14 protein-coding genes and 3 tRNA genes are annotated in these 17483 nt (G+C 54.5%); 7 read left to right on the top strand and 10 right to left on the bottom strand.

Annotation, left to right across the window (positions count from 1 at the left end; genetic code table 11):
- The first annotated feature begins 60 nt into the window (after positions 1-60).
- Complete coding sequence (locus G7G_RS0106655; RefSeq protein ID WP_010439828.1) at positions 61-1176, top strand: carboxylate-amine ligase; 1116 nt, start codon at positions 61-63, stop codon at positions 1174-1176.
- 2 nt (positions 1177-1178) lie between these two features.
- On the opposite strand, the gene G7G_RS0106650 is transcribed toward G7G_RS0106655, so the two are convergent.
- Positions 1179-2039 (bottom strand): hypothetical protein, encoded by an 861-nt coding sequence (locus G7G_RS0106650; protein WP_010439825.1) that lies wholly within the window; start codon positions 2037-2039, stop codon positions 1179-1181.
- Between the two features lie 160 nt (positions 2040-2199).
- On the opposite strand from G7G_RS0106650, the gene G7G_RS0106645 reads away from it, so the two are divergent.
- From G7G_RS0106645 to G7G_RS0106630, 4 genes are all read left to right on the top strand, one after another.
- A complete protein-coding gene (locus G7G_RS0106645) occupies positions 2200-3342 on the top strand; it encodes an acyl-CoA dehydrogenase family protein (RefSeq protein WP_010439822.1) in 1143 nt (380 codons plus the stop codon).
- 7 nt (positions 3343-3349) lie between these two features.
- The gene (locus tag G7G_RS0106640) at positions 3350-4390 is read left to right on the top strand and encodes an enoyl-CoA hydratase/isomerase family protein (protein ID WP_010439819.1); all 1041 of its coding nucleotides are present in this window, start codon (positions 3350-3352) and stop codon (positions 4388-4390) included.
- 3 nt (positions 4391-4393) lie between these two features.
- On the top strand, positions 4394-5266 hold the full coding sequence (mmsB, locus tag G7G_RS0106635; protein ID WP_010439816.1) for a 3-hydroxyisobutyrate dehydrogenase: 873 nt from the start codon (positions 4394-4396) through the stop codon (positions 5264-5266).
- Between the two features lie 108 nt (positions 5267-5374).
- The gene (locus G7G_RS0106630; RefSeq protein ID WP_010439814.1) at positions 5375-5767 is read left to right on the top strand and encodes a hypothetical protein; all 393 of its coding nucleotides are present in this window, start codon (positions 5375-5377) and stop codon (positions 5765-5767) included.
- Between the two features lie 6 nt (positions 5768-5773).
- Here the strand turns inward: G7G_RS0106630 and uvrA are convergent, their stop codons facing one another.
- From uvrA to G7G_RS0106610, 4 genes are all read right to left on the bottom strand, one after another.
- The gene (gene uvrA, locus G7G_RS0106625; RefSeq protein ID WP_010439812.1) at positions 5774-8632 is read right to left on the bottom strand and encodes an excinuclease ABC subunit UvrA; all 2859 of its coding nucleotides are present in this window, start codon (positions 8630-8632) and stop codon (positions 5774-5776) included.
- A gap of 107 nt (positions 8633-8739) precedes the next feature.
- Positions 8740-9306, bottom strand: coding sequence for a class I SAM-dependent methyltransferase (locus G7G_RS0106620; RefSeq protein WP_010439810.1), 567 nt, complete (start codon positions 9304-9306; stop codon positions 8740-8742).
- Positions 9307-9412: 106 nt separating this feature from the next.
- Positions 9413-9489 (bottom strand) — tRNA-Asp (locus tag G7G_RS0106615).
- Positions 9490-9541: 52 nt separating this feature from the next.
- A tRNA-Asp gene (locus tag G7G_RS0106610) sits at positions 9542-9618 on the bottom strand.
- Between the two features lie 213 nt (positions 9619-9831).
- On the opposite strand from G7G_RS0106610, the gene G7G_RS0106605 reads away from it, so the two are divergent.
- A tRNA-Val gene (locus tag G7G_RS0106605) sits at positions 9832-9906 on the top strand.
- Between the two features lie 73 nt (positions 9907-9979).
- Here G7G_RS0106605 and G7G_RS0106600 read toward each other — a convergent pair.
- Positions 9980-10207, bottom strand: coding sequence for a hypothetical protein (locus tag G7G_RS0106600; RefSeq protein WP_010439808.1), 228 nt, complete (start codon positions 10205-10207; stop codon positions 9980-9982).
- A gap of 249 nt (positions 10208-10456) precedes the next feature.
- Here G7G_RS0106600 and G7G_RS0106595 point away from each other — a divergent pair, with 249 nt between their 5' ends.
- Complete coding sequence (locus tag G7G_RS0106595; RefSeq protein ID WP_010439806.1) at positions 10457-12043, top strand: APC family permease; 1587 nt, start codon at positions 10457-10459, stop codon at positions 12041-12043.
- Positions 12044-12090: 47 nt separating this feature from the next.
- On the opposite strand, the gene lon is transcribed toward G7G_RS0106595, so the two are convergent.
- From lon to G7G_RS0106575, 4 genes are all read right to left on the bottom strand, one after another.
- Positions 12091-14499 carry an endopeptidase La gene (gene lon, locus G7G_RS0106590; RefSeq protein WP_010439805.1) on the bottom strand — a complete coding sequence of 803 codons (2409 nt, stop codon included), beginning with the start codon at positions 14497-14499 and terminating at the stop codon, positions 12091-12093.
- 234 nt (positions 14500-14733) lie between these two features.
- The gene (locus G7G_RS0106585) at positions 14734-15144 is read right to left on the bottom strand and encodes a DUF6636 domain-containing protein (RefSeq protein ID WP_010439803.1); all 411 of its coding nucleotides are present in this window, start codon (positions 15142-15144) and stop codon (positions 14734-14736) included.
- A gap of 92 nt (positions 15145-15236) precedes the next feature.
- A complete protein-coding gene (tgt, locus tag G7G_RS0106580; RefSeq protein ID WP_010439801.1) occupies positions 15237-16367 on the bottom strand; it encodes a tRNA guanosine(34) transglycosylase Tgt in 1131 nt (376 codons plus the stop codon).
- Between the two features lie 63 nt (positions 16368-16430).
- The gene (locus G7G_RS0106575) at positions 16431-17342 is read right to left on the bottom strand and encodes a nucleoside hydrolase (RefSeq protein ID WP_029621787.1); all 912 of its coding nucleotides are present in this window, start codon (positions 17340-17342) and stop codon (positions 16431-16433) included.
- Positions 17343-17483: the final 141 nt, after the last annotated feature.

Raw genomic sequence — 17483 nt, 5'->3', positions numbered from 1 at the left:
ACCCTTGGCAAAAGAGAAAATTCCGTATTCACTGATTGGAATTGAACGACGAGGACCGCCATGCAGCAGGAATTCACGTTAGGCATTGAGGAAGAGTATCTGCTGGTTGATCGCGACAGCTTGCAGCTTGCACATGCCCCAACCGCGTTGATCGAAGCCTGTCAAAGTGATTTCGAAGGTCAGGTCAGCCCCGAATTTCTGCAATGCCAGATCGAGGTCGGAACCCGCCCGCACGCCACCATCAAATCCGCCCGAGAAGACCTAAAGCGGTTGCGGTCCTGTGTCTCAAAGCGCGCGGCTGAATACAATATGGCACCAATCGCGGTTTCCTGCCATCCATTCGCAAACTGGAAAGATCAGCATCATACAAGAAGAGAGCGCTATGACGCATTGCAGCACGCTCTTGGCGGCGTTGCACGCCGAATGCTGATCTGTGGGATGCACGTGCATGTGGGGATCGAAAACCAGGCCCTGCGCGCCGATCTGATGCCACAGCTGTCTTACTTTCTGCCGCATCTCCTGGCTTTGTCTACTTCGTCACCTTACTGGAATGGAGAGGATACGGGCCTATCCTCCTATCGGTTGACCGTATTCGATAACTTGCCCAGAACCGGTTTACCTCCGGTATTCAGTAGTTGGGGCGAATATGAACGTACAACCGGAGTTTTGGTCGAACTCGGGGTGATCGAAGATACCTCAAAAATCTGGTGGGACCTGCGCCCTTCGCACCGCTTTCCAACGCTTGAAACCCGGATCATGGATGTCCAGCCCCGGCTGGAACACACATTGTCTTTGGCGGCTTTGGCGCAAGCCTTGACCCGGATGTTATGCCGTCTGAAAGCGCGCAATCTACGTTGGCGGCAATATGACAAGTTCCTGATCGGCGAAAATCGCTGGCGCGCGCAACGCTATGGCGTTGGCGAAGGGCTGATTGATTTCGGGGATCGCTCGATCAAGCCGATGGCCGAACTGATGGGTGAACTCATGGGTATGCTGGCTGAAGATACGGAAGCGCTCGGCACGATGACCGAGATTGCACGTCTAAGGCACATTGCCGAGACCGGCACTTCTTCAACCCGCCAACGTCGCGTTCATGCCGAGGCTGTCGCGCGCGGAGATGATCCAGGGAAAGCCGTGGTTAGCCATCTGATCGAAGAATTTCACGCTGATTTGTAGTTTCAGACTGCGGCCAGAATATCCTTAATCCGTTCTGCCACCGGTTCGTACAGGTCCCGGTCTGTCCAATATCCGTTGTGCGAGAACGGGTTCCAAGACGTAAATATTTTGCCCGCATTGATTGGTTTGTCTTTCAAGGCTCTGCTTTGTGCCAGCTGCGCATAGCTCGGCGCGCTTTTGCCCAACGGAAACCCAAGAACATCGTGACGATCATAGTAGTTATGCCACCATGTCGTAAACCGGAGCGCGGGTGGAAGCTCGCGATTAGGAGCCATAATCGGGAATATCTCATTCTCGGGATACGCGAATAAGAAGATCGGAATATTGCATCCGAAGGTCACGATCCCCGCGACTGTTTTCATGTTTTCTACATGTGTCGGATGAACCGGCGATCCACCCTGCCGCAGATGCCTCTGCATATCGTAGATATAGTTGGACATTATGTGCCCGCCCAGTGAGTGGGCCAGTATCAGGACGGGGCCGTCATGGCCTACCTGATGTTTGACCACACCCATCACATTCTCGATTTTCTTGTGGATCGCATCATAGATTTTGTCACCGTCATCCGGCGTTGGGCGATATGAGGCAGCATCCGACAAGTTGCACACAACAAACTCGCGCAGCTTGTCATAGCCCAAACTACGGTTGATCTTGCGCAGATAATCTTTCTGCCGACCCTGCAGGATTTGCGCCCATACAACCTCATGCCAGATCACATGGCTCATATCGGCTCCGATCCGGTTCGCGACGCGCCGCTTCAGTCCTTTCGAAAATGTTGGGGTTGTCGATGCAGGTTGCCCTTGGGGTCTGTATTGGCTTCCCATTCCGTGAATGGCGATCACGGCCATTTTGTGTGACGGCATCAGAATACTCCATAAAATCGATCTTTTGAATTTCCTCAGTATAGCGCAGGCAAGTAATTCTCCCAAACCCGGCCGCAGTGTTTGCCGCCGTTGAAAAATTTCTGTAAGGATTGAAGAATAAAACGCTTGTTCAATTCTGCAGTATACAGGGACCACCGCCATGGATTTCGCGTTGACCGAAGAACAGACAGCCATTTTTGATATGGCCTATGCCTTTGGCCAGGAACATATCGCCCCATTCGCGCGCCAATGGGAAGCTGACGGCACGATCCCGAAAGATCTTTGGCCCAAGATTGGCGAACTTGGTTTTGGCGCCCTCTACGTCACGGAAGAAGGTGGCGGATCAGGCCTGAGCCGCCTTGATGCGACGCTGGTGTTCGAAGCCCTGTCGATGGCCTGCCCCTCGGTCGCGGCTTTCCTGTCGATCCACAACATGTGCGCCAAAATGCTGGACAGCTTTGCCAGTGATGATCTGAAATCGCGCATCATGCCTGACATTCTCAGCCTTGAGACGGTGCTCAGCTATTGCCTGACGGAACCTGGTTCCGGCTCAGACGCAGCCGCTTTGAAAACCCGGGCTGAACGCACGAACGAGGGATACACCCTGAACGGCTCCAAGGCTTTCATCTCGGGCGGCGGATATTCGGATGCCTATGTCTGCATGGTCCGCACGGGTGAGGATGGTCCCAAGGGAATTTCGACGGTCTATGTCGAAGACGGGACCCCCGGCCTTAGCTTTGGCGCTTTAGAGCAGAAAATGGGCTGGAAAAGCCAGCCCACCGCGCAGGTCCAGTTTGATGACTGTAAGATCCCCGCGGGAAACTTGGTCGGTGCAGAAGGCGACGGATTCAAATACGCCATGATGGGGCTGGACGGCGGACGCCTGAATATTGCTTCATGCTCATTAGGTGCAGCGCAGAAAGGTCTGGACATGACGCTACAATACATGTCCGAGCGCAAAGCATTCGGCCAATCCATCGATCAGTTCCAAGCGCTGCAGTTCCGCCTCGCCGATATGGAGATCGAATTGCAGGCCGCCCGCACCTTCCTGAGGCAAGCAGCGTGGAAACTGGATCAGGGCGCGCCTGATGCCACTAAATTCTGCGCCATGGCGAAAAAATTCGTCACCGAGACCGGATCGAAGGTGGTTGACCAGTGCCTGCAATTGCATGGCGGCTACGGTTATCTGGCCGACTATGGCATCGAAAAGCTTGTGCGCGATTTGCGCGTGCACCAGATACTTGAAGGCACCAACGAAATAATGCGCGTCATCGTTGCACGGCAAATGCTGGCGAACCGCTGAGGGTCCAATGGCTGACATCGATATACGTACCGTAGGGCGCGCCGGGCGCATCACGTTAACTCGCCCAAAGGCCCTGAATGCACTTAGCTATGAGATGTGCATGGCCATCGACACCGCTCTCCGGAGTTGGCGTGAGGATGATGCAGTCGATCTGATCATTTTTGACGCCGAGGGTGAAAAGGCTTTTTGTGCGGGTGGCGACATTGCAGAGCTATACGCAACTGGCACCAATGGCGATTACGATTACGGCCGTACCTTCTGGCGCGACGAATATCGGCTGAATGCCATAATCTTTGAATACCCCAAACCTGTGATCAGTTTTCTGCAAGGCTTTACCATGGGCGGCGGTGTCGGCATTGGCTGCCATGGCAGTCATCGCGTTGTTGGTGAAAGCTCGCAGATTGCTATGCCGGAGTGTTCGATCGGTCTGGTCCCCGATGTGGGCGGAACACTGATGTTGGCGCTGGCGCCAGGGCGTCTGGGTGAGTATTTGGGAACAACCGGCTACCGAATGGGGCCCGATGACGCAATCTTTGCTGGCTTCGCTGATCATTTCATTCCGCAAGACCGCTGGGCGGGCCTTATCGAAATGTTGGAAGCTTCCGGTCGTGCAGAAATTGTTGAAGAGCACACTGAAACTCTCCCGAAAGGCAAACTGGCCGAGCTCCAACCTCAGATCGACGCGTTTTTCGGCGGAGAAAGCCTGACCGATATCCTGAACATCCTGCGTAGCGACGGCCTAGAGTTTTCTTCGGAAACTCTCAATGGCCTTAAACGAAACGCACCGATTTCGATGGCCTGTTGCATCGAAATGCTGCATCGGTTGCGCGGACCAAATCTGACCCTGCGCAAGGCTTTGGAGATGGAGTATCGCTTTACCTATCGCGCGATGGAACACGGAGATTTTCTGGAAGGCATTCGCGCACAGATCATAGACAAGGATCGCAATCCAAACTGGCAATTTGCAGATATGAACGTACCTGCGGCGGCAGTCTCTAATATGTTGCAACCATTAGGTGAGAACGCGCTGACCTTTTCAGAGGAGTAAGGGATGAAAATCGCATTCATTGGACTGGGCAACATGGGCGCCCCGATGGCAGCCAATTTGGCAGCGGCCGGTCATGAAGTGGTCGGCCATGACATGGCAGACATATCGATCGATGGTGTGACGATAGCCGCGTCAGGGGCCCAAGCCGTTTCTGGCGCAGAGGCGGTCATCACCATGCTTCCCAATGGCAAAATACTGCGCACCGTGGCCAATGAGGTCATTCCTGCGATGCAGGGCGGTGCGGTTCTGATCGACTGTTCGACGGTAGATGTCGACAGCGCCCGCGCCGTGGCCCAGCAAGCCACAGACGCCGGTCTGCTCTCGGTGGATGCTCCGGTTTCTGGTGGAATTGGCGGTGCCGCGGCCGGCACGCTGACCTTTATGGCTGGTGGTTCTGATACCGCTTTTGCCAAAGCCGCCCCTTTGTTTGAAATCATGGGCCAGAAAGCGGTTCACTGCGGCGAGGCGGGCGCTGGTCAAGCCGCCAAAATCTGCAACAACATGATCCTCGGCGTCACCATGATTGCCACCTGCGAGGCATTTGCACTGGCTGACAAGCTAGGGTTGGACCGCCAAAAAATGTTTGATGTGGTAAGTACTTCTTCTGGCTACAGTTGGGCGATGAATGCGTATTGCCCCGCGCCGGGTGTTGGCCCCGAAAGCCCTTCTGACAATGATTATACCCCTGGCTTTGCCGCCGAGTTGATGCTGAAAGATCTTCGCCTCAGCCAACAGGCTGCAGAAAGCGCTGATGCAGATACTCCCATGGGAAAAATCGCAACGAAGCTTTATGAACAGTTTGTCGAACACGAAAATGGCTTAGGTCGCGATTTCAGCGCCATGTTGCCACGGTTCGAGAAGCGCGGCCGAAGCTAACACTCTGGCAGCGGAAAACCGCACAGGGCTGGAATACAAGGAGGCGCGCTCCTACGTGATTGGGTATTGTACAAGCAAATACAAACACCCACGCCGGAGTGCGCCTCGATGAAAATTCTGACCTGCCTTTCAATGATCGCCCTGATTGCGCTGAGCCCAGCCGTAGCGTTGGCCGGGAATGGCAATGGTAAAGGTAAAAACAAGTCCAAGTTGCAGGTCGAACGAGTCGCTCCGCAATCTGGTGTGGTGCGTAGCAATGCTGGCCATTGCCCTCCGGGGCTTGCGAAAAAGGCTGTGCCTTGCGTGCCACCCGGGCAGGTCAAAAAGCTCTACCGAAAGGGTGATCGGCTTGATGACTACATCTGGATTGACGACCCTTATCGCTATGGATTGCGGCGCGGTGGCAACTATGTGCGTGCCGGTGACTATGTCTATTCAATCGACCCGGACACGCGCAAAGTGTTGAACCTCATCGGCGCAGTTGCCGATATCCTCTACTAGAGTTCGCTATTCAGCGGCCACACGTTCAGTATTGAGCATCGGTTTTAGGTAGCGTCCGGTATGACTGTTCTCGCATTCCGCGACATCTTCAGGTGTGCCCTCTGCCACGATCTGGCCGCCTCCGTCGCCTCCCTCGGGACCGATGTCGATAATCCAGTCGGCGGTTTTCACCACATCCAGATTGTGTTCGATCACCACAACCGTATTTCCCTGATCCACCAGTTCGTGCAGCACTTCTAGGAGCTTACGAACATCTTCGAAGTGAAGACCGGTTGTCGGCTCATCAAGGATATATAGTGTTCGCCCGGTCGAACGTTTGCTGAGCTCTTTCGACAGCTTCACGCGCTGCGCTTCACCACCAGACAGCGTTGTTGCTTGCTGACCGACCTTAATATATCCCAGCCCGACGCGCGCAAGGGCATCCATCTTGTCTCGGATCGAAGGCACGGCCTTAAAGAACTCTTGCGCATCTTCGACAGTCATATCAAGCACATCCGCGATAGACTTACCCTTGAATTTGATCTCAAGCGTCTCGCGATTATAGCGCGCGCCCTTACAGGTTTCACAAGTCACATAGACATCAGGCAGGAAGTGCATCTCGATCTTGATCACACCGTCACCCTGACAGGCCTCGCAGCGTCCACCTTTTACATTGAAGCTGAAGCGACCGGGTTTGTAGCCACGCGCCTTGGCCTCAGGCAGGCCCGCAAACCAGTCGCGGATCGGCGTAAAGGCCCCGGTGTAAGTCGCTGGATTTGAACGCGGAGTCCGGCCTATCGGACGCTGATCGATATCAATCACCTTATCCAGATGCTCTAGACCTTTAATCGTCTCGCAAGGCGCCGGTGTCTGACGCGCACCATTCAGCCGCATCGAGGCCGTTTTGAATAACGTCTCAATCGTCAGGGTGGATTTACCGCCTCCTGAGACCCCAGTAACACAGACGAACTTGCCCAGCGGAAAGTCTGCCGTGACGTTTTTCAGGTTGTTTCCGGTGGCCTTGACCACGCTCACCTTCTGCTTCTTACCTTTTCGCCTCTCTGCAGGCACCGCAATTTCACGCGTCCCAGACAGGTACTGACCGGTAATCGAAGCCGCATCACCAGCGATGTGTTCAGGCGTGCCATGGCTGACGACCTGCCCACCGTGAACACCAGCCCCGGGTCCAATATCGAAGACATAGTCAGCCTCGCGAATGGCCTCTTCGTCGTGCTCTACGACGATAACGGTGTTTCCCTGATCGCGCAGGTTCTTGAGTGTCCCCAACAGCCGGTCATTGTCGCGTTGATGCAGACCGATCGAAGGTTCATCAAGTACATACAATACCCCGGTCAGGCCCGATCCGATTTGGCTGGCCAAACGAATACGCTGGCTCTCGCCACCGGACAAAGTGCCACTTGAACGTGACAGTGTAAGATAGTCCAAACCCACATTATTCAAAAATCCGAGCCGTTCGCGGATTTCCTTCAGAATGGCCCGAGCGATTTCGTTCTTTTGCGCAGTCAGATGGTTCGGCGCATCCTCAATCCAGGCCAATGCCTCTCGGATCGACATCTGGACCACCTGCCCCACATGCAGCCCTGCTATTTTTACAGCCAGTGCTTCTGCGCGCAGACGATATCCCTCGCAGGTGCCACAGGGACGATTGTTCTGGTAACGCTCAAATTCTTCGCGAATCCAGGCGCTGTCAGTCTCGCGATATCGGCGCTCCATATTGGGAATGACGCCCTCGAAGCTGCGCGTGACCTGATAAACGCGACCACCTTCGTCATAGCGGAACTGGATTTCCTCATCGCCAGAACCGCGCAGAAACACCTGCTGAACTTTATCGGGCAAATCCTTCCACGGCGAGTTTTTGTCGAACTCATAGTGCCGCGCGATGGCTTCGATGGTTTGTAGGAAATACGGGGATTTTCCCTTCCGCCACGGCGCCAACGCCCCATCATACAGCTTCAACGTTTGGTCTGGCACAACGAGGCGTTCATCAAAGAACAGTTCAACCCCCAGACCGTCGCAATCGGGACAAGCGCCGAAAGGCGCGTTGAATGAAAACAGACGGGGTTCGATCTCGGGGATCGTGAACCCACTGACCGGGCAGGCAAAATTTTCGCTGAACGTGATCCGCTCGGGGTCACCCTCTTTCGGTGCGGTTTCGAGGATTGCAATCCCATCGGCTAGATCAAGCGCTGTCCGCAGGCTGTCAGCCAAGCGCGTTTCCATCCCTTCACGTACAACCAAACGATCAACCACGACGTCGATATCATGGCGGAACTTCTTATCCAGCGTTGGCGGTTCATCCAACTCGTAGAACTCGCCATCGACCTTGACGCGCTGAAACCCTTGTTTGCGAAGTTCAAGGAATTCCTTTTTGTACTCGCCCTTCCGGTCCCGCACGATTGGGGCCAGCAAATAGCCACGGGTGCCCTCCTCCATGGTCATGATCCGGTCGACCATGTCTTGCACTTGCTGCGCCTCGATAGGCAGCCCTGTGGCTGGGCTGTAGGGCGTTCCAGCACGAGCAAACAACAGACGCAGATAGTCGTAAATCTCGGTCACAGTCCCCACGGTTGAGCGGGGATTCTTGGACGTCGTCTTCTGTTCGATCGAAATAGCAGGGCTCAGGCCGCTGATGTGATCTACATCGGGCTTTTCCATCATATCCAGAAACTGCCGCGCATAAGCCGACAAGCTTTCGACATAGCGGCGCTGACCTTCGGCGTAGATAGTGTCAAACGCCAGCGAGGACTTGCCCGAGCCAGAAAGACCGGTGATCACAACCAGCTGATCACGCGGAATGTCGACATCAATGCTTTTGAGGTTATGCTCGCGTGCGCCGCGCACCTCGATATTCTTCAGCTCAGCCATTCTGGCCCCCAACAGATACGTCTTTCAGAGATAAGCGAGCAGCGCCGAGTCTCCAATCGAAAAGTTAGAACAAAGCAAGAACTAGCGGATTTTCTCCGGCTTACCAACTACTGAATCGATTTCCGGGCCAATGCCCATGCGCAAATTGGGAAATCCGGGTCATTTTCCAAATCGTCGGTCTCGGGATCGTAGGTCGGTGGCCAATCCAGTTCCAGATTTCGTTGGGCTGCATGGCGATTGCCCCACTGCTCTGCTTTGATGCCAGTCGGATCAAATCCGCACTCACTTAGCAAATTCTTCAAACCTCGCGCAGTCCACCGAGAACAATCCTGCGGAGCTGCGTGAAACGGAATGAAAAAAGGCACTGCGAGCCAGAAGTAACCGCCAGGTCGCAGCATCTCCAACACGTTCAAAGTCGCCTCATAAGGTCGATCAAGATGTTCCCAGACCTGATTGGCCAGGATCAGGTCAAATTGCCGGACTTGTCCGTGTTCATCCAGCAATGGTCCGCAGCAGATATCAAGCTGACGCTGCCAGGCTTGCGCATAGTTCTGAAAGGCGAATTGTTTACCCCAGGAACCTGAAATCTCGAAAGCCTCCAGCTTTTGCGGAATGAGCTCATGAATCCACTGACGGCTGCGGCGGGCCATCACGACCCGGTTCAAGCTTGTCATGAGCACCCTCTCGGACAGAACTAAGTCGGACGGAAACGTCATGCCAGACCTCAAGACACCCTGCAATGCGATAGCGTGGGTATGTGTGTCTGATTTCAAAGGAAAATGGCGCGGTTGACGGGGCTCGAACCCGCGACCCCCGGCGTGACAGGCCGGTACTCTAACCAACTGAGCTACAACCGCGCATTTTGGGTCTATGTGTGATCCGTTTGCCCGGATCAAAGGCTGACAGTGATGGCGCGGTTGACGGGGCTCGAACCCGCGACCCCCGGCGTGACAGGCCGGTACTCTAACCAACTGAGCTACAACCGCCCACTGCCCGTTCATCTCTGAACGTTGGGGTGTATTATGGCTACCGCTGTGCAGCGTCAAGCGGCGTTTTCAAGTTTTTTGCTTAATCACGAATTTTTCCAATGCGAGTAACTTTGAACAAAGCAAATGCGTCGTGAAAACCCTACTCCAATGCAAGCGGACAGCGATTTCAGCTTGCGAATATTTCTTGGATTCTTTATTTGAGCCCGCCAAGGGTGATTAGCTCAGTGGTAGAGCGCTTCGTTCACATCGAAGATGTCAGGAGTTCAAATCTCTTATCACCCACCATGTTTTCAATAACTTATTGGCCGCAAGTAAAGTGCTGGGATCCTTTCAGATCAAACGCGCAGCGCACCCTGAACTACCCACTGACATACACGCCGGACTTCGGGCGATAGAATATCTTCTGGTCATGTAGCCTGCCGAGTAATTCGTGTGCTTTGCGCACAAAGTTCTCGCGGGCCTCTCTGTCCTCATTGCCTTCATCAACAAGTGCGACGGACCTGGCCGAAATCGCATGGCGCATTGCCTCTTCAATCAATTCCATATCTTCCACCGAAAGTTCGAACAGATCGTTGTACCGAGGCATCCTGGGGTCTCCTACAATGGCGTGGGCTCTCAGCGTGAATGATATTCCAACCCGGGTCCAGCGTTATGATACCCTGAAGATAGACACTCGTGGCAGAAAGTGCTCGAAACGACTGGAAGAACTTTCCAATTCGTTGCTTTAGGCACTGAGATTCTTTCATGATTATAGAGACTTGCCATGTTTCCTACGGCCTGCTTATCCTGAAACTGTGGTCTGTCGAACCAACGGATTTCCTGGGTGGGTTAACAAATGGCGAAACTGAAGCGGGAAATCGGCCTCGTTGGTCTAACGTTCATTTCAGTCGGCGGCATCATCGGATCGGGCTGGCTATTCGGACCCCTGCTCGCCGTACAGCATGCCGGCCCTGCCGCTATTCTTTCCTGGATCATCGGCGCCGTTGCAATGTTCATTTTGGCGATCACATTTGCCGAAATATCGGCGATGCTGCCTATCCCCGGCGGCATCGCACGCGTCCCGCAGTTTTCGCATGGCAATATCGTGTCGATGGCGATGGGTTGGACCGCCTGGATTGGCTACAATACGACCGCCCCAATCGAGGTTGAGGCCATGCTTAAATACCTCGCGCCATACGCGTCTTGGCTCCATACGGCAGAAACTGGGGAACTGACCGGGGCCGGTGTCTCTGTTGCACTGCTATTCATGCTGTTATTCGTCGCGGTAAACGCGCTGGGGGTTAAGTTTTTCACCCAGGTAAATGCGACACTGACCTGGGCTAAAATTGCGATCCCAGTTGTCATGTCAGTTCTGTTGATCGCATCAAGATTTGAAACGCAAAACTTTACGACGCCAGATGGATTCGCCCCCTATGGTCTTAGGGGTATCATGGCGGCCGTATCTACTGGCGGCGTGATTTTTTCCTTCATTGGATTCCGACATGTGGTTGATATGGCTGGGGAAGTTCGCAATCCGAAATTTTCTATACCGGCCGCATTGGTTCTTTCCATTGTGCTGTGTGCACTGATCTACCTCGGACTACAGGTTGCCTTTATAGGAGCACTGGACCCCACAATGATCAGCCAAGGCTGGGCGCACCTGAGCTTTGGCGGTCAAGGGCCGTTGGATGGCGTCATCATGTCAGTTGGGCTGTTGTGGTTTCTCAGCCTTTTGAACATTGGTTCGATTATTGGCCCTTTTGGCAATGGGCTTGTAGCGACAGGCTCAAATGCAAGGATCGCAATGGCCCTGTCGCAAAATGGATTCCTACCGAAGCGGTTGCAGATGCTCTCATCCTTTGGCGTCCCTTTGTGGGCACTGGCGCTGAACTTTCTGATCGGCACGCTGTTCTTGCTCACCGTACCGTTCACTACAGTCATCGCCTTGAACGGGGCCGCAATCGTCCTTTCATTTGCGGTCGGCCCCATCGCCGTGGTGTGCCTCCGCGATCTGCTACCTGATCAACCCCGCTCGATCCGTATCCCCGCGGTCAAACTTGTCGCAATCACAGCCTTCGCCATTTCGACGTTGATCGTTTATTGGAGCGGTTGGGACACGGTCTGGAGGCTTGGTATCGCCTTGCTTATTGGCATGGCGCTGCTGCTGATCCGCTTTCACAACCGACTTGATGAGATGGACGCGACAGAAGCCCTTTGGCTGATGCCATATTTCTGCGGCCTGGGGCTGATATCTTACATGGGGCAATTTGGAGACGGTGCGCAGAGGCAAATCCCATTCGGTTGGGACATTTTGCTTTGTGTCGTATTTTCGATGGTGATCTTCGCACTCGCTGTACGTTCGGCCCTGTCGGATAAAAAGTTTCAGGCTTACATCGCTGATGAAGAAGTGCTCGATCCGTCCAAACCGGTAATCGGCCTTTAAACAAAAAAAGGCGGGGATGACCCCGCCTCTTAACTTTATCAGCAGTCTTAATGAGCTGTCGCAGACGGTCCGGCACCTTCGGCCGCTTTTGCAGCCGCCGCGGCAGCCTCTTCCGCAGCCTCGTCCCAATCAATGGACTCAGGCGCACGGATAAGTGCTTGCTCAAGAACTTCCGAAACATGCTTGACCGCGATGATTTCCAGCCCTTCCTTCACGTTATCCGGAATATCTGCCAGATCTTTTTCGTTCTCTTCAGGGATCAGAACAGTTTTGATCCCACCACGAAGAGCAGCCAGCAGTTTTTCCTTCAAACCACCGATTGGCATAGCATTCCCGCGCAGCGAGACCTCGCCTGTCATAGCGATGTCCTTGCGTACCGGAATACCTGTCAGAACCGAAACAATCGAGGTCACCATCGCCAAGCCCGCTGACGGCCCATCCTTGGGCGTCGCGCCATCGGGCACGTGCACGTGGATGTCGATCTTGTCGAACTTCGGTGGCTTCACGCCGATCTGAGGCGAAATCGACCGAACGTACGACGATGCTGCGTCGATGGATTCTTTCATCACATCGCCCAGCTTACCAGTGGTCTTCATCCGACCCTTACCGGGCAGTTTTAACGCCTCGATATGCAGCAAGTCGCCCCCGACCGAGGTCCAGGCCAAGCCGGTGACAACACCGACCTGATCGTCCTGCTCGGCGAGGCCGTAGCGGAACTTAGGCACGCCTAGAAAGTCATCCAGATTTTCCGGCGTAACCGTCACGGTTTCCGCTTCTTTCTTGATGATCTTGGTCAGCGATTTTCGCGCCACCTTGGCGATTTCACGTTCAAGGTTCCGTACACCCGCCTCACGCGTATAGGTGCGGATGATCGATTGCAGCGCCTCATCGGTAAGTTCGAACTCTTTGTCTTTCAGACCATGGTTCTTGACCTGCTTGCCGATCAGGTGCTGCTTGGCGATCTCGCTCTTTTCGTCTTCGGTATAACCAGCCAGCGGGATGATCTCCATCCGATCCAGCAGAGGCCCGGGCATATTGTAGCTGTTCGACGTGGTCAGGAACATCACGTTGGACAGGTCATATTCGACCTCCAAGTAGTGATCCATGAACGTGTTGTTCTGCTCCGGGTCCAACACCTCCAGCATCGCCGAGGCCGGATCGCCACGGAAGTCCTGCCCCATCTTGTCGATCTCATCGAGCAGGATGAGCGGGTTCGTGGTCTTTGCCTTTTTCAGCGCTTGAATGATCTTGCCGGGCATCGAACCGATATAAGTCCGACGGTGACCCCTGATCTCGGATTCGTCGCGCACGCCACCCAGTGAAATGCGAATAAACTCGCGCCCCGTGGCTTTGGCAACCGACTTACCCAGTGAGGTCTTACCCACGCCCGGAGGACCAACGAGGCACAAGATCGGGCCTTTGAGCTTCTTCGAACGCTGTTGAACTGCGAGGTATTCAACGATCCGTTCCTTGACCTTTTCAAGACCATAGTGATCAGCGTCCAGAATGTCCTGCGCACGGCCCAGATCCTTTTTGACACGGGATTTGGTGCCCCATGGCAGAGCAAGGATCCAGTCCAGATAGTTGCGCACAACGGTGGCCTCGGCCGACATCGGCGACATGTTCTTGAGCTTTTTCAGCTCACCCTCGGCCTTCTCGCGCGCTTCTTTCGAAAGCTTGGTCTCGTTGATCTTGGCTTCCAGTTCGGCGACTTCGTTGCTGCCGTCCTCACCATCGCCGAGCTCTTTCTGAATGGCTTTCATCTGCTCATTCAGATAGTACTCGCGCTGCGTCTTCTCCATTTGAGATTTGACGCGGGTCTTGATTTTCTTCTCGACCTGCAGAACGGACATTTCGCCTTGCATCAGGCCATAGACCTTCTCAAGGCGCTCGCTGACGCTAAGGGTCTCCAGCAGTTCCTGCTTCTGTTCGACCTCGATGCCCAGATGACCCGACACAAGGTCCGCCAGCTTGGCGGGCTCGGTGGTTTCACCGACCGCAGCCAGCGCTTCCTCGGGTATGTTCTTGCGCACTTTGGCATAGCGCTCAAACTCATCTGCGACAGTGCGCAAAAGCGCCTCAGTCGTGGTGACATCGCCGGGAATTTCGGTCAGATACTCGGCGCGGGCTTCGAAAAACTGATCGTTTTCAAGAAATTCTGTGATCTGCACACGTGCCTGCCCTTCGACCAGCACCTTAACCGTGCCATCGGGCAGCTTCAGCAGCTGCAGTACATTGGCCAGAACGCCCGAGCGGTAGATACCGTCGATCTCTGGGTCGTCTTCACCAGGATCAATCTGGCTCGACAACAGAATTTGCTTGTCATCCTGCATGACCTCTTCCAGTGCGCGGACCGATTTGTCTCGGCCCACGAACAGCGGCACGATCATATGTGGGAATACCACGATGTCGCGCAGCGGCAGGACGGGGTATGAGGAATTCAGAGGCTCTTGCATGCTCTATCCTTATCATTGGCAAGACGGCGCTGGTCCCTGGATCAGGCAACCATTGGCTGTCTCCTGTCTTGGACGATAAAGGTGGGGCACCTGTTCCCCCATTTCAACCTCATCGCCGTTTGTCGTGATGCAGCATGACCCGATGAATTCGGGACTTCAAGGCGTCCAGCAGACATATCCACCGATTTTGGCCCGGCGCGCTGACAAAACCTCCAATAAATTGTCAGTTGTGGATCAAAATATCCGCTGCTTGGCGCGAGATAAAAAGAACCCGTGGCCGACTTCATTCCTGCATTCCAAACCCTTTTTCGAGGAATGGCAGATAAATCCACCAAACGTCCCGGTTACGCCATATTCTGCGCGATCATAACCGTCGCGATTTTGATTGACAGGTTGGCACAGCATGCGGACAGCGCCTTTATCGGTCATGAAAAATTCATGTCCCCAATCAGACTGACAATCCGCAGGTCGTGGCAAAGCAGGCGCGCCGCTACGCTCAATTATAGTGCAAGATAAATCCGAGGCTCCGGCATCCTGCCCGACCGCACATTGGATGTTTTCAGACGGGGTCTCAAAGGTCCAGACATCTGCGTGGGCCAAGGATGCACAAAGAACGATTGCTATAGAAACAAGTAAGCGAGGCATGGAATCCTCCTTAACAAAACAATGAAATTGATGAAACAAACTGAGAACAGTATAGCAAACAGGGCGATGTTTGTCACCGCATGAGACGCAATCTAGAGCGGTTCTATATCGCCCTGCTCTCGTTGTGCATGAAACTGCGCCTGCCACTGCGCAAATGTTCCTTTAGAAATAGCTTCACGCATGCCCTGCATGATTTCCTGAAAGTAGTGAAGGTTATGCCAGGTCAGCAGCATACCCGAGATCATCTCATTTGACCGGAATACATGGTGCAGATAGGCGCGGGAGTAGTTTGAGCACGCAGGGCACGTACAATGCTCATCCAGAGGGCGCGGATCGTCAGCATGGCGGGCGTTCTTGATGTTTACCACGCTGTAGCGTGTGAACACCTGCCCGGTACGTCCGGACCGCGAAGGCAGCACGCAATCCATCATGTCGATCCCGCGTGCCACGGCACCCACGATGTCGTCGGGTTTGCCCACCCCCATCAGGTAGCGCGGCTTATCCTTAGGCAGGAATTCTGGTGCGTAGTCGAGGCAGCTGAACATGGCCTCTTGCCCCTCGCCCACCGCGAGCCCACCAACCGCGTAGCCCTCAAAACCGATCTGTTTTAGTGCTTCTGCGCTTTCTTCACGCAAGTCCGGTTCCAACCCACCCTGCATGATTCCGAACAAGGCATGTCCGGGGCGATCACCAAACGCATCCCGAGACCGTTCGGCCCATCGCATCGACAATCGCATCGACTCGGCGATGCGGTCCCGATCCGAAGGCAATGCCGGGCATTCGTCGAAACACATCACGATGTCCGATCCCAAAAGGCGCTGGATCTCCATCGAACGTTCAGGTGTCAATTCGTGCTTTGACCCATCGATATGGGATTTGAAGGTCACGCCCTTCTCAGTCAGCTTGCGCAAGCCAGCCAGCGACATGACCTGAAACCCGCCCGAGTCTGTCAGGATCGGGCGTTTCCAGTTCATGAACTTGTGCAAACCACCCAGGCGGTCGATCCGCTCGGCCGTAGGGCGTAGCATCAGGTGGTAAGTGTTGCCCAGCAAGATATCCGCACCGGTTGCGCGGACGCTTTCGGGCATCATTGCCTTAACCGTCGCCGCAGTCCCAACGGGCATGAATGCAGGCGTCCGCACCTCGCCGCGAGGCGTGTTGATCACGCCAGTGCGGGCCTTGCCGTCTGTGGCTTTCAGGTCAAACGAGAAACGGTCGGTCATGTTGGGGCCTCGGGTCGCGGAACCGGGCAGGCTTTGCCCGATCTGCTGGTTCAATGCAACCCGTCAGGGCAGAGATGCAACGCGTTCGGTAAACAGTTGTACAACCCCTGCCCCGTCCACATTCCGGCATACGCGTACTGCAGGCCGCGAAGGGTTAATACGTGTGGCCCCGATGTCAGATCCTTCGAGCGACACCTGCAAACCAGTTTCAACCACATCGAACATTGGCTCATGTGTGCAAGCGATTACTGCCGTTGAATCGTGCAGGCCACAACCTTCAAGCCCGCCAACCTCTTTGTAGAATTTTAAATAGAACCGCGAGATGTTTCGCAGAAAACCACCCATATCGGGGGATTTCTGAGCCAACCCTTCGAAGTCGGCAGTTTCATAAAGCGTTTTCAAGGTCACATCCAAGCCAACCAGCACGGTCGGCAGAGACGCAGCGAATACTTCATCGGCAGCCTTGGCATCATGGTAAATATTCGCTTCGGCATGCTCGGTGATGTTACCTGGGCAGTAAACCGCGCCTCCCATGATCACCAGCTTGGCCACGTTATCAGAAAACTCTGGGTCAAGCTTGATCGCATCCGCAATATTGGTGAGCGGGCCAACAGCACAAACGACCAATTCACCGCGATGCGCGCGCGCCATTTCAACCAGGAACTCTGCGCCTGTCAGCGCGTGGTTCTCGCCAATATGCGGGATATCGGTAAAATCACCGAACCCTTCAGGCCCGTGTACATGCTCGGACGGCGCGTGGCGGTCTTCACCACGTGCAAATGGCGCCCCTTCAGCTACTGGAATATTCAATCCAAGTTTATCTACCAGATAGCGCGCATTGCGACTGGATTGATGCACATGAGTATTGCCAAAGACGGTCGTCAGGCCGACCAACTCTATTTCCGGAGCTGCAGCGGCATAGGCGATGGCCATCGCATCATCGATGCCGGGATCAGTATCAATTATCAGTTTCATCCCCGCCCGATACCGCAAACACAGGTAGGATGCAAAGCGGTCACAGGCAAAGAATTCGCACCGCATTAACTGTTTCAAAGATTTGCATTTGGGCGCACTCAATCCATACCAGAGTTGAAATCGGGCGACTCAATCCCCAAA

Origin of the sequence: Ruegeria conchae (assembly GCF_000192475.1) — a bacterium.
GTDB classification, from domain to species: Bacteria; Pseudomonadota; Alphaproteobacteria; order Rhodobacterales; family Rhodobacteraceae; genus Ruegeria; species Ruegeria conchae.
Note: the sequence above shows the minus strand (reverse complement) of the source record. Positions and strands in the feature narration are given on the sequence as shown.